Here is a 26360-nt window from a genome sequence, read left to right as displayed (position 1 = left end):
GATCCGTATGAAGAAACCACTGTTTGCCATACTGCCGTTTGTCCTGCTGCTTGCTGCATGCTCGGACTCGATCAACGATACACCGAATGCAAACTTGCCTCCGGAAACCTGGTTGGCGCTGCAACCCGACGGCGAGCTGCGCACAAGCACGAGCAGGCAGCATGTGCATTGGTGGGGCGACGATCCGGATGGTTTTGTGGCGGGATACCTCATCAGCTTCGACAATACGAACTGGACGTTTACCACAAAAAACGACAGCGTATTTGCGCTGCGTCTCTCCGGTGCTGACACCACCTATTCTTTCTGGGTACGCGCCGTGGATGATCAGGGAAACGGCCGCTACGATGCTGACGGTCCGTTGGGTGCCGAGCCCTTTTCGGATCGTAACAACAACGGACGATGGGATGAAGGCGAACCGTTCATCGATCTTGGCGCCGCCGACCCCACACCCGCGGATATTCGCTATCCTATCACCAATTCGCCGCCTGAAGTCAGCTTCATTCGCGGCAGCGAGGTTCCGGATACCACGTTCACCGTAGCCTCGTTTTCCTGGTTCGGTTCCGATCTCGACGGCAATGAAACCATACGCGAATACCGCTACGCGCTCAATGATACCCTCGATCCGGCCTCCTGGCGCATCCTCCCGCGCAGCACCACCTTCCTTACCCTGCATGAAAAGGATGGTCTCCGCGAGGGGAGAAATGTGTTTTATCTGAAGGCGATTGATATCGCCGGAGCCGAAAGTCGCATCATGCGCATGCCGGACAGCACGGGGAGTTGGTATGTGAAGAAACCATCTTCCGAGCTCCTTGTCGTCGACGACTACGGACCCGCGGACGCTTCGGGTGCTTTTTACCGCAGTATCACAGACACCCTTTTCGGGGGAAAATTTCGGCGTGCGGACGTCTTCGATATCCGTACCGGATCCTCCTCCACGGCGAGGGGGAAATATCTGCCGCCGTACATCAATCCTACGTTCATCGAAACGCTGAAACTGTTCCGCTACGTTATCTGGTATGCCGATAACACACCCACCATCGATGTAGCCCAGCTCAGTCTGCCGGAGTTTCAGCGTAGCGGCGGATACATTTTGTACACAGCCTCCTTTCCTGAAAGCGCCATCGATCCGCGCGGAGGCATCACCGATTTTGCCCCCATCGACAGTTTGAGTCCCACGCCCATCACCTTCGTCCCGGCCGGTGTACGCGTCGAGGCGGACGCTGAGTCTCCGGGTTATCCGACTCTCCGGCGCGACGCACAGGGCGTACCAGTGGCATTTATCCGGGAACTGTCCCGAAAAATCAACGCAAAGAACATCTACCGTTTCGAAGAGAACTCACGCTGGTCCGGCAGACCCGTTGTCGCCGTACGCAGTGGCGACAGCCGCTTTATTCTCTTCGGCATTCCGCTTCACCGCTTCGACGGGGACGGTACTGTTGGAAGTCTCATTCATGGCATTTTCCGAAATGAATTCGGTGTTCAATAACATGATCAACCGCAGCACTCTGGTCTTGATGCTGTTCTGTCTCGCCTCCCCGTTGGTGGGACAGAACAAAGGCGAGATTTCCGGAAAAATCAAGGATTCCCGTACGGGCGAGACTCTGATCGGGGTAAACGTCCTCGTGTCAGGAACGTACTACGGTGCCGCCACGGATGTGAACGGACGATACTCCATCCGGGAAATCAATCCCGGAGAATACACGCTCGCCGTGTCCCTGATCGGATATAAAAAAATCCAGAAAACCGGCGTCAAGGTACAGGCCGGACAGCGGGTCGTCATAGATCTCGAGATGGAGGAAGCAATTCTCGCCCTCGGTGAGGAAGTTGTCATCATCGGACAAAAACCTCTTCTCGACATCGAACAGACATCGAGTTCGCGCACGGTCACAGCAGACGACATCGAAGTCGCCGTGATTGAGAACGTGCGCGACGTGGTGTCGCAGCAGACGGGCGTAGTGAAATCCGATGAGGGTATTCATATCCGCGGCGGACGGACGCATGAAAACGCGTTCCTGCTCGATGGTGTGTCCGTGCAGGATCCGCTCGCCGGTACCGGCTTCGGTCTGCAATTGAGCGCATCCTCGATCCAGGAACTCGAAGTGATCACGGGTGGCTTCAACGCCGAATACGGGCAGGCCACGTCGGGTATCGTGAACGTCACCACGCGCGACGCAGAGGATCAGTATTCCTTCTATCTCGGCTACAAACGGGACAACCTGGGTTTCAACAGTGATACACGCTCCAACTGGAACTCGGATATCACGGAGGTATCTCTTGGAGGTCCCGAACCCATCAGCAGCTTCCTCCTGCCGGCGATCGGTCTGTCCCTCCCGGGAAAAATTTCCGTTTTCGGTAATGCCTATGCCGGTTTCTCCGATGCGTTTACGCGTCTGGCGCCTGTCGTCCGCGGAGGACAACTCACCGGCGAGTTCCGTGAAGCCACGGCGAAGCAGCTCTATTCAAGCACCTTCGGTGGAACGCGTTACGCACCCCGACAGGACAACAATTGGTTCTGGCTCGGAAAGGTCACCTGGGCCTTCACGCCGACAATGAAGCTGCGGTATTCCTACAATCAGAGCGTGAGCATCAATCAGAATTCGCAGTCTCTGCAAACTAACCTGGAATATGTGGAACCCAGTCCGGGCTACCAGTTCGAGTTCCAGAACATTCTGGACAACGCAAATACCTACACGCACAACACCATTTTTCATACGCTGAGCTGGACGCACACCGTCAGCAACCGGTCCTTTTACGAAATACGCCTCAGCCGCTTCTACACCAATCTCCGCGCCGACGCCAACGGAAAAAACTGGACGGAGTACGAGGAGCCCAAGGACCTCATCACCTTTCCCGTTGACTACTACAACCTCGACAGAGATTCCGTGGGTGTGGTGCCCGGCGATGGTTTCTGGGATACCGGGAACGGGTATACCTGGCATGACCATCACGCTATCAACACAACAGTGAAACTGGACTATACCAGCAATCTCAGCGAGCGCAGCAAATTTAAAAGCGGCATCGAGGGGACGTTCGGTGAAATGCAGGTTGTGGACATTTATAAACCCTGGTTGGGAGAACTGGGATTGAACAACGACATTTACACCGTCCATCCCGCATACGGTGCTATGTACGCGCAGAACAATGTGAATTTCAGCGGCATGGTACTCAATTTCGGTTTGCGGCTGGACTGGTGGATGCCGGGTAAATATGTGGACGACGCCGTGAACAATCCCGAGGTCGTCACCATCCCCGAATCCATTCGTGAATCGTATATGGACAACACCTTTGGGCTGTTCGGACAGCGCTTCAAAGCGCGCATCAGCCCGCGGCTCGGGATTTCGCACCCGATATCGGACAATCAGACGCTGTTTTTCTCCTATGGTCATTTCAGCAAGCGCCCGCGACCGCAATTCGTCTACGCAAAACTGAATCCCGCCAGCGCGAAGTCCACCTTCCAGAAATTCGGCAACCCGGATCTCGATCCGGAAACGACCGTCGCCTACGAGTTGGGGCTACGCAATCAGTTTACCGAAAACGACGTGCTGACCGTCACCGCGTATTACAAGGATATTTTTGATTACGTCAGCACACGGTCAGCGAAAATCAGCAGTTCGCGGTTTTCCGGCGGCAGCTTCATCACCTATGTCAATCAGGACTATGCCCGTACACGCGGCGTGGAACTGGAATACAAGAAGCGCATCGGACAGGCCTTTCGCGGCACGGCCAGCTTTGTATACACGATCGCGACGGGAAAGAGCTCGTCCGCCGACGAAGGGGCCCTGGTGCAGCGCGGCGACCTCGAGGAGAGCATTCGTGAAAACTACCTGATCTGGGATCGTCCGATTCAGGCCTCGGTGTCCGGCAGCTATTACATCGCCCCCGGCGACGACCCTTTGGGTATCGGATTGTTCGAAGACATGAGCGTATACCTGCGCCTGTTCTACCAAAGCGGAAAGCGCTACACGCCGCAGTTGCTCGTCGGCTATGATCCGGTTTCCGGCAGAGCCGTCTACACCACAGACCGCAATAACATTTACGCAGAGACAGGCGAATACTGGTTCTCCTCCGATTTGAGCATTGATCGCCGTGTGCGTCTTGCGGGCATGGAGTTCAGCATCACGGTGGAGGTGAGCAATCTCTTCAATAATCAGAATGCGACCATCATCAATCCCGTCACAGGTCGCGCATACGAATACGGAGATGCGACCCCGACCGGCTGGAACGATCCCTTGTATCCCGACCTTCAGGCGCCTCTCAATCCGTATCCCTACAACCCCGCGCGATACCTCGCGCCGCGAAACATCCGCGCAGGATTTTCGATCAAATTATGAGACGACGACTATTTCGTACACTCTCCGCTGCCGGGCTGATCGCCGTCTGGCTGCCGCTCCTGTACGCAACGGCGGAAGCCCAGCTCATTCCGTTGCTTGGCGGTCAGCGGGCCGGCATCTCGTCGCTGCAGTTTCTGAAAATCGGTTCCAGTGCGCGCGCGGCCGGTATGGCCGAATCCTTCGTCGCCCTTGCGGACGATGCCTCCGCCTTGCAATACAATCCCGCCGGCCTGGTACAGTTCCAGGGACATCAGATTATGTTCACGCACACCAACTGGCTGGTGGATCTCCGGCATGAGTTTATTGGTGCTGTGTACCGCCTCTCCCCCGCCGATGCCGTGGGTGTGTCCTTCCTGTCCCTTCACACCGACGACATGGAGGTCACCACCGAGACGCAGCCTTTCGGGACTGGACGGTATTTTTCCTACGGCGACATTGCCCTGGGGCTCAGTTACGCCCGCGCACTGACCGAGCAATTTTCTTTCGGCGCCACGGTGCGGTATGTCGAGGAAACGATTGACGTCCTGAAAACCCGTGCGTTCATGATTGACCTCGGCACGTATTATCGCACTGGACTAGGCTCGACGCGCTTTTCGGTCGTGGTATCGAATTTCGGTGGAAATGTTTCGCCGGAGGGGAGCGTCATATTGCCGCGTCGCGAAACGCTCTCGGATTTCCAGGAATTTTCGCCTCCGACGCTGTTCCGCATCGGTTTCGCTTTCGAGCCGCTGCAGGATGAAGTGAATCGCATCACCACATCGGTTCAGCTCAATCATCCGAACGACAACAGCGAAAACCTCGCCCTGGGTGCGGAATACGCCTGGAACGAACTGTTTCACATCCGCGTCGGCTACAAACTCAATGTCGATGAAGAAGGAATCACGGCGGGTGCCGGAGTACTCGCTCCGGTTGGCGACGTAAAGGCGGGTTTCGACTACTCGTTCGCGGAATTCGGCCGCCTCGGCGGTGTGCATCGGCTGACCATACGGTTGGGAATGTAGAATGAATATAAACACGAAGTATACAGCTTCACTCACCGTCGTGGCCATCTCCGCCGCGCTGTTGCTCTTCGTACGCTGCGGCGATACATTCGACACGAAAGAACTCGGCAGCATCACTCCGCCCGAAGTCTTCGGTGATACATCCTACGTGCTTCAGCAACCCGTGTGGGGTGGCTTCAGCGAACCGGCGGATATACACGTCGGTTTCGAGCCCTTCCTCTTCGTCGCCGAGCGGGGAGCGAATCGCGTCACCATGCTCGATCTCTCCGGCGTCGTCGTAGGAAGCAGTCAGCGTATTCCGCGTCCCACCGCCATTGCGCAGGATTATCGCATGCAGCTTCTCGTATGCGGCGAATTCGACACTACGATTGGCGGACAATCGGTGACCTACGGGGCCGTCTACCGCGTCGACCTCGTCGGAGCGGGTCACGATATAACCCGTGCGACCATACGCAGGGTATATTGGGATCCTCTGAATATCAACAGGCGCTACACGGGTGTCGCCGTGCTGCACAACAACAGCTATTACGTCACGCGTATGGGACCCAATAACAACAGCCCGGTCGATCCCGACGATGCCGTGATGCTGTTCGATCGCAATGATCAGCTCCGGCCCCGGGTCGAGTGGCCCGGCATGGCGATAGACGGCACCGGCCTGGCGACATTGACACAGCCGACGGGTATCGCCACCTTCCGACGAAACAGTAACGACTTCCTGATCACACAGCGCGGCGAGAAATCGCTGTTCCGCATGCAATGGATCACGCAGCGCACCACAGGCGACGTCACGCAATGGGAATCGTTCTATACACCGGCGCGAGACGGCAGCATCGACTTTCTGCGCGTCGGGTTGTTTGACAGACCGGAGGATGTCGCGACAGACGGCGCCGGTAATGTATTCGTGATCGATGCCGGGCGAGACAGTCTCTTCGCGTTCAATTCCTCCGGCTTCATTTCGCAGGCCTTCGGCGGAGCGGCGCAGTTCCGGGCTCCCGAAGGCGTGGCCTGGTTCGACCGCATACTCTACATCGCCGATACAGGCAACAATCGCGTGCTGCGCTTCGTGCTGTCCACCGACCTGCGGTGAGCTACATTAAATACGGGCGCGGACATTCCTGTCCGCGATTTGTATTGTAAAACCGCAGTATTGATCTCTCGTCGTTGATTCCATTTTTCCACAGATGATTGCGATTCATTCGTATTGTCAGCATATTGCCACCTGTTGACGTGCAGATTGTCCGTTCATCCTGGTGCAGGCGCGTCACTGTTTATAAATAATAGTAAGCGGCCGCTATCTCTCGTGTAACGAAACACCACGGTCTTTACATGCACATGAGCCGTATAACCATTTTTGTAGTATTTCTCATTATGACGATCCAGGCATCGTCACAATGGCAAGACATCAATCTTGTCAATTGGGTATCGCCGAAGCGGTACATGACCTATGACAAGACAAGGCTTCTGACGGATTCCGGCAATGTGTACGTCTATGATTCCGATCACGATTCGTGGTTACCGGATGTCGACTACTCAGGGTACAGAATCAGTGATATCATTCATACGGAGCGCTACGAGTTTCTCCTTCCAATGATGGAATTGCGCGTCAGAGCGACGGGCGAGAGACTTCAGCTGCATGAAAGCTTGTATGATTCATTGTACCGCAACGCAGCATTCTATGGTGATACACTCGCAATCGTCAATCAAAATAGTTTTGTCGTTTACGATATCCGGAGCAGGGAAATACTCCATCGGGTGGACTTCGGAGGCAGCATGGCAGTACCCTATCCTATTCATCGTGTAGCGCTTGTCCGGGATACTCTGTATATCATGCAAGACATATTGCATATTATTTCTATTGACGGCACGAGGATAAAGAAAGTCTTCGGAGATTTCGGTTTGTCCTATCTGACACCAACCACTTCCGAGGGTATCGTTGGAGGATCGTATCTTTTTAGTGTAGGCCTCCTAGGTATAGAATTATTCAATATCTTCACGTATGAGTTTCGGATGTTGCATATCGGGTTTGACCCTGCAGTTGTCATTTTCAGCGCGATGGAACGTGATGGATGGATGTATGTAGCGGAAAATTATGCCGACCAATGCCGTCTGTTCAAGGTGAATATTGAATCCGGCGTTGTACGTGAGATCGCTCGGCTGGACTCCACGAAGACCACCGGGATACGACCTGCGCGTATCTACAGTATACATCCGGAGTATCTGGTTTTGTCGGATCGCAACGGCGGGTTGTTCAAATACATGTATGCCGGCGATGACCTCGTCTGGCACGGAAATGGCTTGTACGAAGCACCTGTATATAACGTGGAGACGACGGAAGATCGTATGCTGCTTTGGAGTAACGGCGGACTGTTTGAATACGACGGATTGAAGGTGCGAAGGCTGAAAAATCGCTTTGATAATGCACTCGGAAAGCCGCCGCCCACGATGTACAAAGATTCGGTGATCACCGTCGCAAAGACCGACCGTGTATTGATACAGGGGTATGATGTCATCAATTCACGATATGCATTGGATTTGTTTGGTACGGATGTCATCGTTGTCAATGACAGCCTGTTGTTCATTTCCTGGGTCCCATATGTGTATCGCTATACATCCGAAGGGTTCATTTCCATATTTGCTAAACGCGCACTACTCGCAAGTTCCGAAGGTCGCTTGTTCATGTGGGTACCGGATGGTATGCTGGATATGTATGAACCGGAAACCGGCACCCACACGCATTTCTGGATGACTTCCGTACGACGCTACAAGCTCATTGACCTTTCGTACTCGAATAGAATCGCCGTGCTGCTCGGAGATGGTCGCGTCGTCGCCATGAATTTCGAGACCGGGCAACCGCTCTGGGAGCGTCCCGCCACGGGCGAGACCGCAAGTTTGATTCATTTTCGGGATCATTTATTGCTCGTCACCCGCGACGGGCGGTTTTACCGTCTTCAGGATGGGAGCCTTGTGGCCGTTGCACCTGCCGGCATACGCCAGGCTGTTTCGTTCAAAGGCCGCTGCTACCTGTTCTATGAAAACAACACCATCAAGGTCAGCGACGACAGCTTTGTGCTCAGCGCACCCGTTGCCGGCCGGGAAGCTCTGGCTTCGAGCGTGGAGTTGTATCCCAATCCCGTGGTGGATGGCGAAAGCACCTGGCTTCGCTGCTCAGCGGGATCCTGGCATATCACTGTACACGACCTCTGGGGACGGCAGCTTCATTCAGCTGTTTTCGAACCCTCCACCGCTTCCGACCGCTTCCGCATCACGCTTCCACAGCGTGGTGTCTATCATATTACCCTCAGCAGCACGCTGCATGGCGAACGTCACAGCAAGCGTGTGATTCGCTACTGATCACGTACTCCCCTGCTTCGGCCGTCTTCACCCGATGAGAAACGCCGGCCGATTGGTATGCTCCCGGCTGGCGCAATGTTCTCTGGTAAACGAATAATTGGCTATTCTCATCATAGCCTGTTGATAGCCATCGTGGGCCATAGCAAACGCACCGACAAGGAGAAAGCTAACCTTCTCGTCGGATAACGCGAGTACTATGTCTCTGTAATCTTCGTTCAGCGTCGTATTTCCCGGTCAGCGACAGAATTTCCTTTGTGAGCGATCAGACGAGTGCGATTCGCTCTGCCGGGGTGCCCGAAACGAAATCATCGTTCCTGGATGCCGTCTGTTCATCACGAAAAGAAATACGATTGTCTTCTGTAGGACGCCAATGGTGAGCAGTCCCTCGTCGGTCCAGAATGTCGCATCCGCGGCGCGCCGAACTGCTTGATCTGTATGAACTCACCGCTCCTACCACGGCAGCATGTCCATCGGATTCTGCGACGTGATCAGAAACATGAGCACGTAAATAATGATCGACGCCACGAAGCCGTACATGAACACGTTGTAGGAGATGCGGAGGTACTGATATTTTTTTCCGAGCACGCTGCCAAGATAGTAAAAATCCCTGATCATGCTGCCGTACAGGTACTCCTTGTCCTTGAGCATTTCCTTCATTCCCCACTCGAAATCCTCCAGCGACATCCTGTGGAAGTTCCCGAAGAAGAGCAGATTCGCGCGCTTGTGCGTGATGTCGTCGCGGGTGAAAATACCGCTCGTGACCTTGGGCCGGGACGCCAGCACGGCGTACACGATGGTGGTGAGACAGACACCGAGAAAAATGAATGTCGGAATCGCCATATAGGGATTGCTGTCCAGTTTGCGGAACAGTACACTGATAACCACGGAGATCACCAGCGCGTTGATGCTGATCATGATGTTGGCTTTGCTGTCCACCATGGAACTGAATTCCACGTGATTCCGCGACGTGGTGCGGAACATGGTCTCCACTCCCCTGTCACCGCGGCCAAGGAAATCGTCCTTCACTTTGTCGGATTTTTTCTCCTTCCCGGTCACCGCATCCTCGTTGTCGGATGTGTGTAGCGACTTCTTTTTCTTCTCGTTCGGTTCCTTCAAGTCGTCTCCACCGTACCTTTTACGGAATTTTTTTTCCAGCTTACGAATGTTGCGCGCAAGGCCCTCCTCGTGATACTCGCGTGCGGCCTCGGTATGAAACTGCCGCGCTTTCATGAAGTCTATTTGCTTGCTCATCCATTGCTCGTCGGTGTAGGTGTGGCCGAGAAGAACCTGCCACTCCCCGCGCAGTGCATCCGCATGCTCCCAGAATTCCTCCGAAGCGAGATGAACCATGTCCGCGTCGCAGAGCACCTGCTCCGCCAGCGTCCTTGGGCTTGTGGTCAGGTCGGTGGCGAGGATGCAATACCGCACAACCTCGATGCGATCGGAAGGATACCCATACTCGCGCAAAAACGCCGCTGCAAGTTCGGCGCTCCGTGCTTCGTGGTGGATGTAGGTTTCCGTCACTCCCGCATCGTGAAACCAGGCCGCAAGCTCAACCGCCAGCATGTCTTCCTCGCTCAGTCCGCATCGCTCGCCGATGACCTTAGCCTCGGCGACGACGGCCACCGTGTGGTCCCAGTTGTGATAACTGTACGCGGGTGTCAGACGATCTCCGAACAGGGTGCGTACATGGTCTGCGGCGAGTTTTGTCAGATGATGCTGCACGGTGTGCCTCCGTAAAAATCAGAACCGATCAGGAAATGTACGTTTTGCCCGGGCATGATTCAATCCCGTCCAATGCTGTCTGTCGGCGTCAGTCTCTCTCCGTCAAGCTGACTATGTCCAGGCTCCGTGGATGACGTCTGAAGGAAAAGGTAGATTTCCTCCTGAGATCGAAGCGGTTCGCCGCCCTCGCAGTGCACGTACTGGTTGCTCATCCCGGCTGTGAGGCGACGCGCTTTCACGCAGTCCGCGCGCTGTATTTCGATGATGCGCCGGAGCTGCGCCTTCAGCCGTGGATCCCGAATCGGAAAGGCCACCTCGATGCGACGATTCAAATTCCTGCGCATCATGTCCGCCGAGGAGAGCCAGATTTCTTCCTCCTCACCGCGGCCGAATATGTAGACCCGCGCGTGTTCAAGATAGCGGTCGATGACGCTCGTTGCCGTCAGTACTCCGTCGTCGTCGTGCTCTTCGGGAACGAGCACACAGATGCCACGCACCAGAAGTCGCACGGGCACACCGTCTTTTGCGGCCGCCAGCAGTCGTCGCGCAATCTTTGGATCTTCGAGACTGTTCATCTTCATGATGATGGAACATGGCTTTCCTGCGCGCGCCTTTTCGCGTTCCCTGGCGATGCGCTCGGTGATGCCGTCGCGTAAATTGTATTGCGCCACGAGCAGCGTGTCGAAATTAATATCCCCCTGACCATCCTTCAGAAGGGTGAAGACTTGTTCAACGTCCGCCGTGATTTCCGCATCGGCGGTAAACAACCCGTGATCCGCATACAGCGCGGCGGTTTTTTCATTGAAATTTCCGGTGCCGAGATACGCGTATCCCTTTTCCTGTCCCTGCTCCGTACGGAGGATATGGAAAAGTTTTGCGTGCACTTTGAGTCCCGGGATGCTGTAGGCGATGCTCGCGCCCGCTTCCTTCAGTGTGTCCGCCCACTGGAGATTTGCTTCCTCATCGAAACGTGCCTTGATTTCCATGAAGACGAACACCCGTTTACCGCGCCGCACGGCCTCCAGCAGCGCCTGTGCGATGCGCGAATTTCCGGCGATGCGGTACAGCGTGATGCAGATCTCGCTCACCGCATCGTCCAATGCGGCCTCCTCCAACCAGCGGGCGACGTAGTCGAAGCGCTGGTACGGGAAATGCAGCAAATGATCCCGCACAGCAACGGCCTCGAAGAGCGAAGCACTTCGCTCGAACGGTGTATATGCGAGCGGTGGTTGCGGCCTGTCTCGCAGATCCTCGCGGGAAGCTTGCGGAAAGGAGAAAAAATCAAAATAATTATGATACCGTCCCCCCGGAAACAGGTCCTCCTTCGCGAGTCCACACGCCCGGCGCACCCGGCGTAGTACCTCGTTCGGCATCTCCGGATCGTACAAAAATCGCGATGGCACTCCCGACTCACGCAATTTCAGCGCTTCACGGATTTTTTTCACCAGGTCGCCGCTGAACTCGTCCTCGATGCGTAAATCCGCGTCCCGGTTCAACTTTACCGACCAGGCCTCGATGGATGTCGCGCCGGGGTACAGGTCGGGCAGGATCAGACGGACCACATCGTCGAGAAACACGACAGGACGCTGACCTTCCTCTTCCGGCAGTTCGACAAAACGCGGGTGTCTATCGGTGGGTATTTCCACCCGTTCCAACGAGGGAGGCCCGTCCTCCCGGCGAATACGAAGGACCAGATACAGAACGCGATTCCGGAAAAAATCCGTTTCCGCGTTTTTACCGAGAGCAGCGCAATCGAGAAGCGGCAACAACGTCCGCCGCGCATAGTGCAAAAGCCATTCCCGTTGCTGTTCCGACAACGCGGAACTTTGCACCAGCGGCGTTCCCACGGCAGCGAGCCGGGGAAGAAGATCACGGAACACCTCTCCGAAAAGCTGCTGCTGCCGGTCCACTTCGCGGTATATCAGCCGCAGCAACGCGGCGGGGTCAATTTCCATCGCTTTCTGCTTTTTCTTCCCGAGTGAAAGCAGGCTGCGCAGACCGGCAACGCGCACACGAAAGTACTCGTCGAGATTTGAGGAAAAAATCGCCAGAAATTTCAGCCTCTCGTACAAGGGCACCTGTGTGTCGGCGGCCTCCTGCAGGACCCTCCCGTTGAAACTGATCCAACTCAGCTCGCGATCAATGAATGTGGCGTCGACCTTCATATTCTCCTTCCGTGTGACTCGACGGGAACGGGATTGCTTCCGGTCCTCAATCGCGTGTATGACGCTTCGGGTATTCGTAAAAAGCGAGACGCCCCGTCCCCTTCCCTACCTGTGCCCAGCTGTCAACCGGGAAATCCGCACAAACTATTCCGCAGGTGGGCAAGTTGACCTCCCGAAAATCAACCAGCGTCTCCGCCAGGGCGTGCATGCCGGGATTGTGACCAACGATCATGGCATGGGCGACGCTGTCAGGGATAGCGCGGATGATGGATTGGAGGGTCAAGGCGCTGGCGCCATACATGCTGTCGTCTGTCACAATATTCGCGAGCGGAAACGACAACTCCTCGGCGAGCAAACGTGCCGTGGTGAGCGCGCGTACAGCGGGACTGGAGCGCAGGTACTGTACGTCCACCTGCTGATTACGCAACACGGCGCCCATGAGCGGTGCGTCGCGGCGGCCGCGCTTGTTGAGTGGGCGTTCGAAATCGGACACATACGCCTCATCCCATGAGGATTTTGCGTGACGGACCATCAATAATCGCTTCATAACTTCCTCTATGTTAAAATCGGTACTGTAGCACCACGCCTCCCGGTGATGGAAGGACGCTCCATGTTTTCGATTCATCCCCCTTCCCCTGATCGCGCGCCTCCTCTCTCGCAGCGACATACATACCGGCTGTGTGGCCGATCACCGCGCCAAGCAGCACATCCGATGCCCAGTGCTGATCGTGATACATGCGCGCCATACCTGTGGCGGTTGCCGCCAGATAGAGGAGAACGGTCGCTGCCGGGTGCCGTATACGGCGGGACAGAATCGATGCAATCGAGAATGCGACCGTCGTATGACCGGAAGGCATAGCCTGTTCAGCATTGCCGAGTTCCATCCAACCGAATGACCTGGGCCCCAGCTCCGCATACGGCCTGTCCCTCCCCAGAATGATGCGCACCGCCATGGTGACGGCGCCGGAGTACATCAAGGTCTGCCCGAGCATGCGCCCGGTAACACGCAGCTCGTCTATGCCGAATACCAAACCGGGGAGATACAACGCGCCTGTGAGTGTCTGTGCCCAGAATACCCGACCTCCTTCGTTCGCGACGCTCGCCGCATCATACCAGCCGCTGTTTTGATTGCGCCGCATAATCGCGCGTATATCGCCATCCGCGGTGTACACACCGATGGTTGCCGCACCGATGCCGCCTGTCAGCAGCCAGTCGTTGTCCGAGAATGACAGCGGCGCAAGCAGCCAGGCTATACCGTCCTCCCATACAATGCCCGCATCTTTCCAGACGGTGTCCAACACATCCGGACGGACACGCGTGCTGTCGTCCATTCCCTGCGCCGCGGGAACAGCAAATAGGAGGAACAGCGCAAGCAGCGCGTTCCGTGCGGGAACAGCGATGCATAGTCTCATCCGGTGTGATCGGGCAATGAACATTCCGGAAAATACATCCATGCCCGACGCCATTCAACAGCCATGACCGAAGCGCGAACGGCAGAACATGAAACGCTCACACGAGAAAACCATGCAACTCTGCAAACCGCAGCGGTAGTCGCCGTCTCCCGCAGTGTCTGAATCTCCGGACACGACCAAATCCTCCGTCCAGGCACGACCGATGCCGGTTGGTCGCGAATGACATCCGCTCACCGTATATTGCTCTGATTGCGTCCTTCTTCCGCGGGAGATCAGCACCGATGCGATATCTCATGCCAAAACTCTTCATCTGCTTCATAGCCGTATCGCTCAGCTCTGTGACACGCTGTGCGGCACAGCCGCTGATCTCGCAACCGGACACGACCAGGTTTCACGCGGCGGGCGTGATGTACGGTGCGGGTCCATTGCACCGCTGGCTGTTCGGAGATCTGTGGAGGGACGTGTGGACGACACCACTCCGCGTGCCCGTACTCGACCTCCGTCGCAGCGCGGGTGGTCTCACACCGCTCAAGCGCGGAGGCGGTTTCCAAACCGCGTCTTTGCGTTTTCGTGGCGCGGACGGTGTGCAATACAAATTCCGCTCTCTCGATAAGAATCCCGTCGCCGTTCTTCCCGAGGAATTGCGCGAAACTTTCGTCGCCTCCGTGACGCAGGACATGATCGCCTCGTCCCATCCCTACGCCGCACTCGTTGCCGCACCGCTCCTGCGGGCTGCACGCATACTCCAGGCCGATCCCACACTCGTGCTGCTGCCCGACGACGAGCTTCTGGGTCCGTACCGCGAGGAATTCGGCGGCCTGGCGGGATTTATAGAAATTCATCCGGATGAGAATGAATTCGACGACAGCGCCTTCGCAGGAGCGGAGAAAATCTCCGGAACCCCGGCTCTGATCCGCAGGCTCGACCGTGACAACGAGGATGTCGTGCACACGGCATCCTATCTCAAAGCCCGATTGATGGATGTGTTTCTCGGCGACTGGGACCGACACTATGACCAATGGAGATGGGCACGATTCGACGAGGGATCGAAGCGCGAATGGCATCCCATTCCCAGGGACAGAGATCAGGTGTTTGCCCGCTATGACGGCATCGCGCCCTGGCTGATCACCGTGATTGTACCGCAGATCGAGAGTTGTGATCCGGAATATCCGGGCATGGCCTATCTCACCTGGAGCGGGAGACATCTCGACCGCCGTTTCCTTGCTGAAGCGGACCGCACACTTTTCGATTCTCTTGCAACGGAACTGCAGTCGGTATTGACGGACAGCGTTCTGCATGCCGCCGTCAACGAGTTACCCGAGGAGTTGCACGGTGAAAAGGCTCAAGACCTGCTGGCGACGCTACAAGCCCGTCGCAACGCCCTGCCTCAGGCGGCAGACGAATTCTACCGCGTTCTCGCGCAGGAGGTAGACATACACCTCAGCGACAAAGACGATCTCGTGATCATCGACAGACTCGGAAACGACGCGATTGCGGTATCGGTGTTCAGACGAATGCGGCCCGAGCAGCGGTTGTTTCATCGCCACTTCGGCGATGGCTGCACAGACGAGATCCGGATCTACTGCAACGGCGGCGACGATTCGGTGCTGGTCCGAGGATCTACGGATGCGCATATCGGTATCATCGCGATAGGGGGTCCCGGTGAGGACAGCTTTACCGCCGAGGCGGTACGAATATACTGTCGTGAATCATTGCTCAGGCCGCAGCCGGGTCCGGGCGCACGTATCGCCTTCATAGATGCGGGGAAGAAAAGTCGTTTCAACGCCAGGAGGAACGTTCATATCGTACGAAACGATGCGCGCGCGGACTCGCTGGAATACGCGTTCGAGCGGAAGTACCGCGATTGGGGAAGCATGGTTTTTCCCGCTCTGCACGGAAATTACAATGCCGACCTGGGTGTGCTCATCGGAGGCGGCGCAACATACACACGCTATGGCTTTGCGCGTGTGCCGCACGCGGCGGAGGTGAGTCTGGTGGCGGGTATTGCACCCATGACGGCCAATGTCGATGTGCGGGCTGCCGCGGATTTTCGCTTACCCTTCGATGCGGCTACGGTGCGCGTGGACGCGCTGTTCACGACCTTCGAGGTTCTCAATTATTTCGGCATGGGGAATGAAACCCGTCTGCGCGAGGACCGCAACTTCACATACAGCGTCAGGCAGAACGAGCTGCAGATCGCGCCTTCGATCTCCCTGCAGCCGCTGCCGGAACTGACGCTCACCCTCAGAGGCGAAGCCCGCTTCGTGGCACATGATCTTGACGACGAGGAAAGTTATCTGTCAATCGAACGACCGTACGGCTACGACAGGATGTTTTTTCTTGAGGGTGGCGCCGTTGCCCGCTACGACAGCAGGGATCATCCGATGTGGCCACGAGCCGGGGCCTTTTTCCAGTGCGACGCAACCGTCGTTCCCGACGCCTATGATGCGAAGGAGCGCTGGACGAGTATCGGAGCCGACCTGCGGTATTACCTGAGTACACCGTCAGTATCACATGCCGCACTCGCGCTCCGCCTTTGTGGCAGACGCGTGGACGGCGAGGCGCCGTTTTTCGCTTCCGCGTTTCTCGGTGGTATCGAGAATGCGCGCGGCTTCGAGAAGAACCGCTTCGCGGGTGCGTCCTCCCTCTTCGCTGCGGCGGAACTTCGCGTCGGCGTAACGGATGTTTTCTTCCTGTTCCCCTCGCGGCTCGGTGCTCTTGCATTCGCCGAGAGCGGACGTGTATGGCAGCGCGGTGAGCGGTCTTCGCGCTGGCACGCATCTTTCGGAGGCGGAGCGTGGCTCGCTCCCGTTTCAGACGATTTTACGATCAGCGCAAATGTGGCTGCGTCGAGTGAAGGTCTGCGTTTCGATCTTATCAGTGGATTCGCATTCTGAATGTTGAGGAACAGCTGTGCGCCGACACCCGCCGCAGCGACGATCTTCCGTGCCTGCTGTTACATCCACGAAAAATGCAGCTTGTACGTCGCCCGTACATTGATGCCCGCTTCGGGGAGAATGCTTTTCACGCGCGAAAGATGATTGCGATACTCGCGATCGAAAAGGTTGTCTCCGTTCAACGACAGATTATGTATCCAGCCACCGGTGATGCGTGTGTATTGCACAAACGCGTTCACGACGGTATAGCCGGCTGTCGCTTCCTCGAAGGTATCCACGCGATGCTGGGCAGCTGCCGCATCCATCGACAGACCCAGCTGCCACGAACCGCTTCTCCAGCTCAATGCGCCCCGTGCTTTCAGCGGCGGGATTTGCGGGAGTGGATCTCCGTCGTCGCCGATGCTCCCCTGTGTATAGGCAACCGATAGATCGAACAGGACCTGTTCACTGATCGCCCACGCCAGTTGCCCTTCCAGACCGTACAGAAGTGCTTCTACACCCACTGTCCGGTAAATGGGAAGAAACGTGCTGTAGTTGATTTCTCCGCTGTTGCGCGGGATGATGTAGGATGTCAGAAGATTCCGGAACGTGGTCAGCGTCCAGGAAAAACCGTCGTATTTGTGTGTCACGAACAATTCGGTGCCAATGCCATGTTCCTCGCCGAGGTCCGGATTACCTACCTCGTAGGAATACGCCGCCAGGTGCGGTCCTTCGGAATACAATTCCTCGATGGTCGGGACGCGTGAGGATCTGGATACATTTGCCCCTACCCGTACAATGTCCGTAAGCGGATACAGTGCGGATACCGATGCAGACCAGGTCGTAAAGCTGCGCTCGCGTATATGTCCGATTCGAGTATCCTTTTTTTCCGTGACCGGTGATATCACGTCATGATTCAGTCGCAGAGCCGCTTCGAGATTGAATGCCCCGAGATGGAAGCGCTCATACACGTATGGCGCCAGGGACCACGAAACAGCCGGCACCGTAAAAACGAAACCACCGAAGGTGACGTCACGATGCGACGCGGAGACGCCGATCAAGCCCTCATCCACAATCCCGATCGCGTGATGGTTCAGTGTCATACCCGCCTGCCAATCCACGATCAGAAACTCGGAACCGATGAGGCCGCTGGCTTCGAATTCCTTGTGACGATAATATGTGCGAGCAGCCGTAAGCTGGATGTCATGGAGAAAATCCGAATGCATATTCAGACTCCCTTTTGCGCTGCTTTGCCGTCTCTCCATTTCAATGTTCACGCCCCGCGGGTGCGCACCGACGAAACCGCCCGGTACACCGTAGCTCAACGTGTAGTGGCGCTGTGCAACACCGATCATACCCTGCTCACGAATCATGCTGCCTCCCAACGCGAAATTCAGTGTGCGCGAATAGGAATTTCCGAGATTACCGACCGGCGTCCGTACATCGCCGGTTTCGCGACGGCTGATGTCACCGCGCAGCAACAGCGGACCCGCCGGCGCTTCGGTACCCAACGACGCGAGATACCCGCGATTCGCCGTCTCACCGTACAACCCGAAAGAACCGATCACATCCTGATGCATGTCGATAGGAATGTCGTGGCGTACCACATTTACCATTCCACCGATGGTCACCGGACTTTTCGTCAGTATGCGCGGGCCCCGGAGCACTTCGATACGTTCCGCCCCGAAAGGCTCGATGGTGACAGCATGATCCGGAGATGTTGAGGACAAATCGACCGTCTTTATCCCGTCCTCGGCGAGAAAGACGCGGTCGCCACCGAGGCCACGAACCACCGGTCGTGCGGGTGCCGGGCCCATGCTCCGCATGGCAATACCGACTTCATTTTTCAATGTCGCCGCCAGGGAGAGACCCAACTCCCGGTCCAGTTCCTTGCCGCGAAGCACACTGCCGAGTTCCTCATCGTGTCCGGGGCCGCTGTGACGGTGCGTCCCCGTCACGATGATGGGGCGCGTCTCATACGGAACTTCGGTGAGATACATGATGACGTTGCGTTCCTCATCTGCAGGCACCTGGACGTCGATGGTCTGCGGTCTGTACCCGGCCCGGGTGACGCGCAGCGTCCACCCCGTCGCGGCGATATTCCTGATGTGGAAAACACCCTGCTCATCTGCGGACTGCGACTGGGGCGTGCCGCTCCCGGGTGTTTTTGGTTGAAGAAGAATATGCGCGTGCGGAACCGGTACACCGCTCTCCGAATGCAGCACGACGCCGCGCAGACTCGAAGTCTGCGCGGCCGCACTGTGAATGATAAGCAGGAACAGCGTGGGCAGAGCGAACAGCCGGAGCACCTTCACGCACCTGCTTTGAACGATGAGGCAATCGGTTCTCACCGGACGCGGACCGGGATCTTTCCGGATCGGAAGTCCGCATGACCTTCATGCAGTATCTGCAACTCCAGAGTGGTGCTCCCGGCTGCCTTCCCCCGGAGACGGAATTCGAACTTTCCTTCCTTGCCGGGATCCTGGACCACTTCGAGCAGCGAGCTGTCGCCGATTTCCCACCCGAGAGTGGAGTGGTCGTCATCGGCCTCCACGATACGTTCGTCAGCATCATAGAAGCGGACGTCGTAATCTTCACCCGTCACTCCGGACGCGATGCTGAGCGTATCGCCGGTCACTCCGCGAAGAATAGAGAACACGGCCGTGTCACCACGGTACAGCACAACCCCGATCGCCTCGAAATGATCACCGGCAGGGTGTACATGATCATCCTCGCAACCGGTGATGGTCAACACGAAGAAGGAAAGCGCAAGAAAGCCGAGAATTGTATGTGAACGCATGAAAATGCCCTTGTGATAATGTTCTTGATACACACAGTAACAACCTCATCGATACACCCCGTATCGATTGAGTCAATGGCGGTATTCAGGAATGATCACGCAGTCGGGGGAGCGCGCAGGGCAGGGTGAAGAAAACGTACACGGAGAAAAACAGTGCCTTCAGGACAAAGCAGTATCCCATCAGAGGCAATGCTTTTTATGGATGGAAAGTCAAAGCTGGACGTGAGAACCGGATTGGAGAACAACAGGTGAAGCGGACACTCGGCCGCACCGTGAACATGTGCGTGTGACTTGCCCGCGAGAGGTTCCCGTAATTCGGCGAAAGGAGGGGGCACACAGAAATGATGCTCATGCACGGCATTCAACAGCAAGAGCAACGAGTACACTCCCAGGAGTGCGCTCGCGATGCGGCGAATGCGTGATAATCGAAGCAGACTGTGTTTCATAATACAATAATATGGCTCGTTGCGCCACGAGAATCAAACACACGTACCTGCGAAACGATTCCCTCCCAAATAAAATCCGATTTCGCCAATATTCGGGGAACTGTTGCCGAAACGTCGAGGTTGTTCAAGCATCGCGATATTGCTTTTTCTCATCATCTCGCAAACATCAGAGACAGCCATGAAAACCAACGGCACTGCTCATACACACCCGAACATCCACGACCTTTCCGACCTCATCCTCACGGGCGATATGCACATCGCCACCTCGACAGACACACCACTGCGCGATGACGCCTTCGCACTCAATGACGAAGAGAAAATGCGCATCATCGAGCGGCATTTCGAGCACATCATGCTCACTCTCGGCCTTGACCTGACCGACGACAGTCTGCGGGGCACCCCGCATCGCGTCGCAAAAATGTTCGTCCGGGAAATCTTCAACGGGTTGGATCCGAAAAACAAGCCGCTACCGAAAGTCTTCGAGAACAAATTCAAATACGGCGAGATGCTCGTGGAAAAGAACATCATGGTGCACACCACCTGTGAGCATCACTTCCTTCCTATCGTCGGCCGCGCACATGTCGCGTACGTTTCCACCGGCACCGTGATCGGACTCTCGAAAATAAACCGCATCGTGGACTATTACTCCCGCAGGCCCCAGGTGCAGGAGCGCCTTACCATGCAGATCGCCGAGGAAATGAAACGTGCGCTGGATACCGAGGATGTGGCCGTGCTGATTGACGCCAAGCATTTCTGCGTCGCCGCCCGCGGCATTCAGGATACGCACAGCAGCACCATCACCTCCGAATACAGCGGACGCTTCAAGGACGCGCAGATGCGTAACGAGTTCCTTCGCTATGTGTCGTTGAGCGAGGTGTAGAAAATCGGTAAAGGGTTAAGGGTAAAGAGGAAGGCATTACCTCTTACCCTTTTTACCTATTCACCATTTCACCTTTTCACCTCTCCCCCTTTACGCTTTACTCTTTACCCCTCACCAAAAAAAAGCCCGTCATGCAGGATTCCGATATCTCCCTCCGCGATGCCCAGCGTATGGTTGACGAATGGATCTCGTCCACCGGTGTACGCTATTTCAACGAGCTGACGAATATGGCGCTGCTCGTCGAGGAAGTCGGTGAGGTCGCACGTCTCATCGCACGCATGTATGGCGAGCAATCCTTCAAAGAATCCGACTCAGCCCGAGATCTCGCCGATGAATTCGCGGATGTCCTGTTCGTGCTTCTCTGCCTCGCGAACCAAACCGGCGTGGATCTCACTTCGGCTCTGCATCGCAACCTCGAGAAAAAAACGCAACGCGATGCCAATCGACATCGCGACAATCCGAAGCTCCGGCAGTGAAGGATGTACTATGTACGAAATCAATGTACCAGCGGCGCTCGGTCGTTTTCATCGTCTGCAGCGTTTCATACAACTGCATCGTGTAACGTTTATCCTTTAACGTTCAACGATGTACGATTTCCATTTCCCAGCGGCGCTCGGCCGTTTTCATCGTCTGCAGTGTTTCATACTACAGCATCGTTTAACGTTTAACCTTTAACGTTTAACTTCATGTTCGACCAGAGCTCCGCGATCTGTACCGCATTCGTTGCCGCACCCTTGCGCACATTATCGGACACGATCCACATCGCCAGGCCGTGAGGCAGCGCCGGATCACGGCGCAGCCGACCGACAAACACCTCATCACGACCGGACACTGTGCGAGCGAGCGGGTACAGATGGTTCTCGGGCTCATCGAGGAGTACGATACCCGGTGTGCCCGCAAGCGCGTTCCGTACCTCGTCCAGCACGAAATCGCGTTCCAATTCCACATGCACCGCTTCACTGTGCGCGTTGGGAACCGGCACTCGGACACAGGTAACCGACACCGGCAGTTCGGGCAGCTCGAGAATCTTCCGCGTCTCATGCACCATTTTCATTTCTTCGACGGTAAACCCGTTCTCCAAAAACGCCGCGATGTGCGGAATGGCATTCCCGGAAATCCTGTGCGGAAACACAGCCGACTCCGGTTCAAGTCCGGCACGCTCGGAATGAAACTGATCGAGCCCCTTCTGCCCTGCCCCGCTCACCGCCTGATAGGTCGAAACGAATACCCGCTTCACACCATACTGCGCCTGTAATGGCCTGAGCGCCACGACCATCTGTATCGTACTGCAGTTCGGATTTGCGATGATGCGCGGCTGCAAGTCGGGGATCGCGTGCGGATTGACTTCCGGGACCACCAGCGGTACGTCCGGATCCATGCGCCATGCGCTGCTATTGTCGATGACCACTGCGCCATGCTGAACGGCAACCGGCGCCCATTCCTTGCTCGCCGTACCACCGGCGGAAAAAAGCGCTATATCCACTCCATCGAAAGCATCGGGGGTAACCGGAGCGACGACGCACTCGCTATCCCGGAAACGCACCGTGCTTCCAGCGGAACGCTCGCTCGCCAACACCCGCAGTTCGCGCACCGGAAAGTTCCGCTCCTCCAATACACGCAGCATCATGCGCCCGACAAGTCCGGTCGCACCAAGCACCGCCACGCCATATGTACTCATGTCCAATCCGCTCACGTTGAAAAAATGCCTGATGGAGAATCTCGATGCGCCACCGTCTCCTGATGTCACCGCACCATAATCCAATATACACACAACAACCTCACCGAAGCACAACGGGCGCCATCATCGGCGCCCGTAATCATCATCACATCCCTCTCCAGCCGGGATCACAACATCGAAACACCTCGACCACTTCCGGGATCAGACTGCTGTCCTGTATCGCTCAGTAATCTTCATGCCCCTCCCCGACACTGTGGTATCCCCTTGTTCCTGTAGTTTGCTGCGTGTCCTGATTTTTCTGCGTGTTCAGCGCTCTCTGCGTTCTCTGCGCGTTCTGTGTTCTTCGCTCTCTGAGTTCTGCGCTCTCTGCGTTCTCCACGTCTTCTGTCTTTTCTGCGTGTTCTGTCTTTTCTGCGTGTTCTGCGTTCTTCTGTGTTTTTCTGTCTTTTCTGTGGTTTTCTGTCTTTTCTGTGGTCTAGAAGTCTCCGCCGAGAGAGAAATAATACTTCGGACTCGTGAAGCCGCTTCCCGTATGCCCCCACGCGACGTCGAATTTGATCGGGAAGCCGAGGAACCACATACGCGCGCCCACGCCGGTGCCGACGAGCAAATCCTGATTTACGATCATGCCGTCCTGATTCCGGCCGAAACCCTTGAAGTCACTGAAATGATCGAATGCCGCGCCGACATCCAGGAAGATGGCCCCATTGACGGTCTGCAAAATGTAGGGTAAAATTCCACCGAGAAAATATTTCACGACAGGAAAGCGCAGCTCGGTGTTGCCGAGCAGGTACTTGGTGGAAATGCGCGCGTTGTAATTGTAGCCGCGCATCGGCAGCGCCGCCTGCAAAAACGCGAAGTCCTCTTCGTTTTCGATGGGAATGCGTCCGTTCTCGAACGTGCGGTTGATCCAGTTATCCGTTCCACCGATAAAGAAACGCTGGGGATTTGCGCCGAAGCTCGCGCCACCGGAACCACGAAGCACGAAGGAAAAATCATCCCAGAACTTCCAGTACGTCCGGTAGTCGGCTGTAGTGGACATGAACGTGAGTGTGGAACTCCCCAGCCCGGGACTGCCGAATACCCTCGCTTCGTACCGCGACCCGCGTACCGGCGCCCACATGCCCCAGAGCGTATTGTCATGCACGTACCCGATATTGGGAATTATCAGTGTGCGTTCGGTGAGCGGAACGTTGGCGTCATTCAGGTTCTCGGACGAAATATTCATGAACGTCAGCGTTCCTTCGAGACGGCGGAACTTGTCGAAGGGATAGGCGCCGAAGAGGCTGGCTCCGTATTGCCGATACCGGTAGAGATCATCATACAAGCCTCCGGTGTATGAAAGCAGGAAGCGCGCGCTGTGGAATCCCTGAATACCCCAGTCAATGCGGCCCGGAAGATAATAATATGCCAGCGCATAATCACTGTTCTTCAAATCGCCGATGAGATTCGTGAGAAACACCAGCTGATGATCGCCGAGCATGTCGCTGAAGGCCATCTGTGTCGTTCCAAGCACACCATAAAACGTGCTGTATCCCGCATTTCCATACACCAGGTCTGCGGAGAAACTCAGTTTGTACTTGTTGATGATGAATTCACCATCCTCCGTCTGCGTCTTTCCCAGGGTAAAAGCCCGGCGTGCCTGCTCCTTGCTCATGCCGCCGAGATCGGAACCGAAGAGCATACGTCCGCTCTGCCTGGCGCTGTCCGCAAGCGCGGGTTTCTCACTCTCCTGCGGTCCAAGCGCAATCTGCACATCCTCGCTGTGCTCGTGAAGCTCTCCGGCGTTCACGGCGCTCGTGTCCGCCATGTGTTCGGCGACAACGGTCCTGTCCGACACCCCGTCACCGCGACGTAGATATTCCGCCTTCTCGAGCTCCGCGAGTTCCTGCAGCTCGAAAGGAGATTTCAGCAGGAAAATATCAAAGCCGGCTTCAAACATGGACGAAAACGCGAGCTTGTTTCCGTCCGCCGTCAGTGACATCTGATAGATACCGGACAATGAATTCGTTACCGGATACTCCTTCCCGCCTGCAAGGTCTTTCACATACAGATTGTTGATGCCGTTACGGTCGGAAATGAACAGCAATCGCTGATGCGACGGATCGGGAATCGGGAAGCCTTCCGATGCGTCCGGAGTGGCGGTGATGCGTTCCACAAGACCGCTCGACACGTTTACGCGATAGATATCGTTTTGCGAGTAGTCATGCTCGTGCATGTTGAAACCCACCGGGGTCGAGGTGCCATTGAGAAAATCTCCGCGATCGGACACGAAATACACCCAGTTGCCGTCGGGCGACCAGTACGGCTGCGCATCGGAGAACACATCGTTGGTCAAATTGCGTTCTCCCTTGGTCTCCATGTCGTACACGAATACGTCGGACTGCTTCGGCGAATTGCCGATGAAGGCGAGGAAACGACCATCAGGCGACCACTGCACCGCTGAAATGCCATTGCGCCGTATGGGAAGTTGTTCGTAGTTGCCCGTCTCCGCATCGATGATGCTCACCGCGTCGCTGGCGCCTGCCTTGGACGCGAGGGCGAGCTTCTTTCCGTCAGGCGACCAGGACAGACCCGGCGTGAGGAGGTTGAGATCCTCGAAGTCATTCGTGTTCGTGCCTTCCACGAGTTTGCGTACACCACCGCCATCGATCGCGGACATGACGAACAAACTGAAATAATCGTCGCGATTGCTGAGAAACGCTATCCTGTCCCCGGTCGGAGAGATAGCGGGGCTGGTATTGTAAAACGCACCGCTCTTCCGGTGGTCGGTCAGGCGCTTGGCGTAATCACGCGGGGATTCCCTCTTGGCGACGTCGGGGTAGTACAGTTTTTTTTGCTCATTCATCCAGCGTTCCGAAAGCTCTTCGAGCGTCAGTCCAATAGATTTCTTCAATCCGGCATCCAGACTTCGTGATGTGCGGATGTTGTTGAGCACGTCCCCGACCTTCTTTTCGCCGTACTTTTCAGCGATGTACCACCAGACGGACTGACCGCCGCGATAGGCGAAATAGCCGCCGAGATACGGAATGGGTGGAAGGTAATTGGACGTCACGGCATCACGGAGGAACATATCGGAATCATTGTCCCAGCCGGAGAGGGACTCGTATTCCGCCAATCCTTCGTTCATCCACAGAGGCAACACGAGACGGATACGGTTCGTGAGCGCCGCTTGCAACGAACCGCCATAGAACATGTCGTTGATCACGGCATGTACGAGCTCGTGATGGATGACGTGCCGGAACTTCGCATAGGAGCCCTCGAACGGGATGACGACACGATTTTTGAACAGCTCCGTCACGCCGCCGATACCCTCTTCAAGATAGATACCCACGACATTGGTCTGCTGAAAATCGTTGTGGGAATTGTACACGATGATGGGAATACGTGAGGTGATGCGGTACTGCACCGTGCGTTGAATGCTCTGCAACGCATCTTCGGCCGCGTAAGCGGTGAAACTCGCGATATCGTACCCCTCATCGGCAAAATAGACGTCGAAATGTTCGCTTTGTATGTAATACCAGTTGAATTTCGTGTATTGTACCTTGTTCTTTCCGAAATACTGACCGTGCATCGTCATGGATGCAAGGCTCAGCAGGACGGCGGCGAGAAAGATTCGTGACATGGCGTTCTTCATAGCGATTCCCGAGGGAGGATGGATGTGTGGTGTTTACGCATCATCTGGTAGTATACGC

General features: G+C 56.0%; 16 protein-coding genes. 8 read left to right on the top strand and 8 right to left on the bottom strand.

Annotated elements, in window-relative coordinates:
- Positions 1 to 7 precede the first annotated feature (7 nt).
- The 5 genes from M5R41_01480 (at position 8) to M5R41_01460 (ending at position 8683) form a co-directional block, all read left to right on the top strand.
- Entirely contained in the window at positions 8 to 1486 is a 1479-nt protein-coding gene (locus tag M5R41_01480; GenBank protein MCZ7555059.1) for a hypothetical protein, read from the top strand.
- Positions 1452 to 4331 (top strand): TonB-dependent receptor, encoded by a 2880-nt coding sequence (locus M5R41_01475; GenBank protein MCZ7555058.1) that lies wholly within the window; start codon positions 1452 to 1454, stop codon positions 4329 to 4331. Before M5R41_01480 ends, M5R41_01475 begins: the two co-directional genes overlap by 35 nt.
- A complete protein-coding gene (locus tag M5R41_01470) occupies positions 4328 to 5332 on the top strand; it encodes a PorV/PorQ family protein (protein ID MCZ7555057.1) in 1005 nt (334 codons plus the stop codon). The genes M5R41_01475 and M5R41_01470 overlap by 4 nt, the downstream gene beginning before the upstream one ends.
- Position 5333: 1 nt before the next feature.
- Entirely contained in the window at positions 5334 to 6419 is a 1086-nt protein-coding gene (locus M5R41_01465; GenBank protein ID MCZ7555056.1) for a hypothetical protein, read from the top strand.
- 239 nt (positions 6420 to 6658) lie between these two features.
- Entirely contained in the window at positions 6659 to 8683 is a 2025-nt protein-coding gene (locus tag M5R41_01460) for a hypothetical protein (protein MCZ7555055.1), read from the top strand.
- A gap of 450 nt (positions 8684 to 9133) precedes the next feature.
- Here the strand turns inward: M5R41_01460 and M5R41_01455 are convergent, their stop codons facing one another.
- Genes M5R41_01455 through M5R41_01440 form a run of 4 tightly spaced genes read right to left on the bottom strand, consistent with a single transcriptional unit; the run spans position 9134 to position 13985 of the window.
- A complete protein-coding gene (locus M5R41_01455; protein MCZ7555054.1) occupies positions 9134 to 10408 on the bottom strand; it encodes a DUF5706 domain-containing protein in 1275 nt (424 codons plus the stop codon).
- A 59-nt stretch (positions 10409 to 10467) separates the two neighbouring features.
- The gene (ppk1, locus tag M5R41_01450; GenBank protein ID MCZ7555053.1) at positions 10468 to 12573 is read right to left on the bottom strand and encodes a polyphosphate kinase 1; all 2106 of its coding nucleotides are present in this window, start codon (positions 12571 to 12573) and stop codon (positions 10468 to 10470) included.
- 46 nt (positions 12574 to 12619) lie between these two features.
- On the bottom strand, positions 12620 to 13120 hold the full coding sequence (locus tag M5R41_01445; GenBank protein ID MCZ7555052.1) for a histidine phosphatase family protein: 501 nt from the start codon (positions 13118 to 13120) through the stop codon (positions 12620 to 12622).
- A gap of 13 nt (positions 13121 to 13133) precedes the next feature.
- Entirely contained in the window at positions 13134 to 13985 is an 852-nt protein-coding gene (locus M5R41_01440; GenBank protein ID MCZ7555051.1) for a phosphatase PAP2 family protein, read from the bottom strand.
- Positions 13986 to 14278: 293 nt separating this feature from the next.
- On the opposite strand from M5R41_01440, the gene M5R41_01435 reads away from it, so the two are divergent.
- Positions 14279 to 16882 (top strand): outer membrane protein assembly factor, encoded by a 2604-nt coding sequence (locus M5R41_01435; protein ID MCZ7555050.1) that lies wholly within the window; start codon positions 14279 to 14281, stop codon positions 16880 to 16882.
- Between the two features lie 59 nt (positions 16883 to 16941).
- Here the strand turns inward: M5R41_01435 and M5R41_01430 are convergent, their stop codons facing one another.
- Together M5R41_01430 and M5R41_01425 are read right to left on the bottom strand one after the other, a co-directional pair.
- A complete protein-coding gene (locus M5R41_01430) occupies positions 16942 to 19176 on the bottom strand; it encodes a TonB-dependent receptor (GenBank protein MCZ7555049.1) in 2235 nt (744 codons plus the stop codon).
- A 32-nt stretch (positions 19177 to 19208) separates the two neighbouring features.
- Positions 19209 to 19661 carry a hypothetical protein gene (locus tag M5R41_01425; GenBank protein MCZ7555048.1) on the bottom strand — a complete coding sequence of 151 codons (453 nt, stop codon included), beginning with the start codon at positions 19659 to 19661 and terminating at the stop codon, positions 19209 to 19211.
- Between the two features lie 696 nt (positions 19662 to 20357).
- On the opposite strand from M5R41_01425, the gene folE reads away from it, so the two are divergent.
- On the top strand, positions 20358 to 20987 hold the full coding sequence (gene folE / locus M5R41_01420; protein MCZ7555047.1) for a GTP cyclohydrolase I FolE: 630 nt from the start codon (positions 20358 to 20360) through the stop codon (positions 20985 to 20987).
- 131 nt (positions 20988 to 21118) lie between these two features.
- The gene (locus M5R41_01415; GenBank protein ID MCZ7555046.1) at positions 21119 to 21463 is read left to right on the top strand and encodes a nucleotide pyrophosphohydrolase; all 345 of its coding nucleotides are present in this window, start codon (positions 21119 to 21121) and stop codon (positions 21461 to 21463) included.
- Positions 21464 to 21651: 188 nt separating this feature from the next.
- On the opposite strand, the gene M5R41_01410 is transcribed toward M5R41_01415, so the two are convergent.
- Both M5R41_01410 and M5R41_01405 read right to left on the bottom strand, forming a co-directional pair.
- Positions 21652 to 22665 (bottom strand): aspartate-semialdehyde dehydrogenase, encoded by a 1014-nt coding sequence (locus tag M5R41_01410; GenBank protein MCZ7555045.1) that lies wholly within the window; start codon positions 22663 to 22665, stop codon positions 21652 to 21654.
- Between the two features lie 475 nt (positions 22666 to 23140).
- Positions 23141 to 26290, bottom strand: a complete 3150-nt coding sequence (locus M5R41_01405; GenBank protein ID MCZ7555044.1) for a biopolymer transporter Tol — start codon at positions 26288 to 26290, stop codon at positions 23141 to 23143.
- Between the last annotated feature and the right edge of the window lie 70 nt (positions 26291 to 26360).

The organism is Bacteroidia bacterium (assembly GCA_027493955.1).
GTDB lineage: Bacteria > Bacteroidota > Ignavibacteria > SZUA-365 > SZUA-365 > JAOSJT01.
Note: the sequence above shows the minus strand (reverse complement) of the source record. Positions and strands in the feature narration are given on the sequence as shown.

What these genes read in the sequence shown, in the direction of transcription:
- M5R41_01460 (MCZ7555055.1), top strand. Translation starts at nt 6,659, where the DNA reads ATGCACATGAGCCGTATAACCATTTTTGTAGTATTTCTCATTATGACG.
- M5R41_01465 (MCZ7555056.1), top strand. Translation starts at nt 5,334, where the DNA reads ATGAATATAAACACGAAGTATACAGCTTCACTCACCGTCGTGGCCATC.
- M5R41_01435 (MCZ7555050.1), top strand. Translation starts at nt 14,279, where the DNA reads ATGCCAAAACTCTTCATCTGCTTCATAGCCGTATCGCTCAGCTCTGTG.
- M5R41_01425 (MCZ7555048.1), bottom strand. Translation starts at nt 19,661, where the DNA reads ATGCGTTCACATACAATTCTCGGCTTTCTTGCGCTTTCCTTCTTCGTG.
- M5R41_01415 (MCZ7555046.1), top strand. Translation starts at nt 21,119, where the DNA reads ATGCAGGATTCCGATATCTCCCTCCGCGATGCCCAGCGTATGGTTGAC.
- ppk1 (MCZ7555053.1), bottom strand. Translation starts at nt 12,573, where the DNA reads ATGAAGGTCGACGCCACATTCATTGATCGCGAGCTGAGTTGGATCAGT.
- M5R41_01470 (MCZ7555057.1), top strand. Translation starts at nt 4,328, where the DNA reads ATGAGACGACGACTATTTCGTACACTCTCCGCTGCCGGGCTGATCGCC.
- M5R41_01445 (MCZ7555052.1), bottom strand. Translation starts at nt 13,120, where the DNA reads ATGAAGCGATTATTGATGGTCCGTCACGCAAAATCCTCATGGGATGAG.
- M5R41_01475 (MCZ7555058.1), top strand. Translation starts at nt 1,452, where the DNA reads ATGGCATTTTCCGAAATGAATTCGGTGTTCAATAACATGATCAACCGC.
- folE (MCZ7555047.1), top strand. Translation starts at nt 20,358, where the DNA reads ATGCACATCGCCACCTCGACAGACACACCACTGCGCGATGACGCCTTC.
- M5R41_01405 (MCZ7555044.1), bottom strand. Translation starts at nt 26,290, where the DNA reads ATGTCACGAATCTTTCTCGCCGCCGTCCTGCTGAGCCTTGCATCCATG.
- M5R41_01480 (MCZ7555059.1), top strand. Translation starts at nt 8, where the DNA reads ATGAAGAAACCACTGTTTGCCATACTGCCGTTTGTCCTGCTGCTTGCT.
- M5R41_01440 (MCZ7555051.1), bottom strand. Translation starts at nt 13,985, where the DNA reads ATGAGACTATGCATCGCTGTTCCCGCACGGAACGCGCTGCTTGCGCTG.
- M5R41_01410 (MCZ7555045.1), bottom strand. Translation starts at nt 22,665, where the DNA reads ATGAGTACATATGGCGTGGCGGTGCTTGGTGCGACCGGACTTGTCGGG.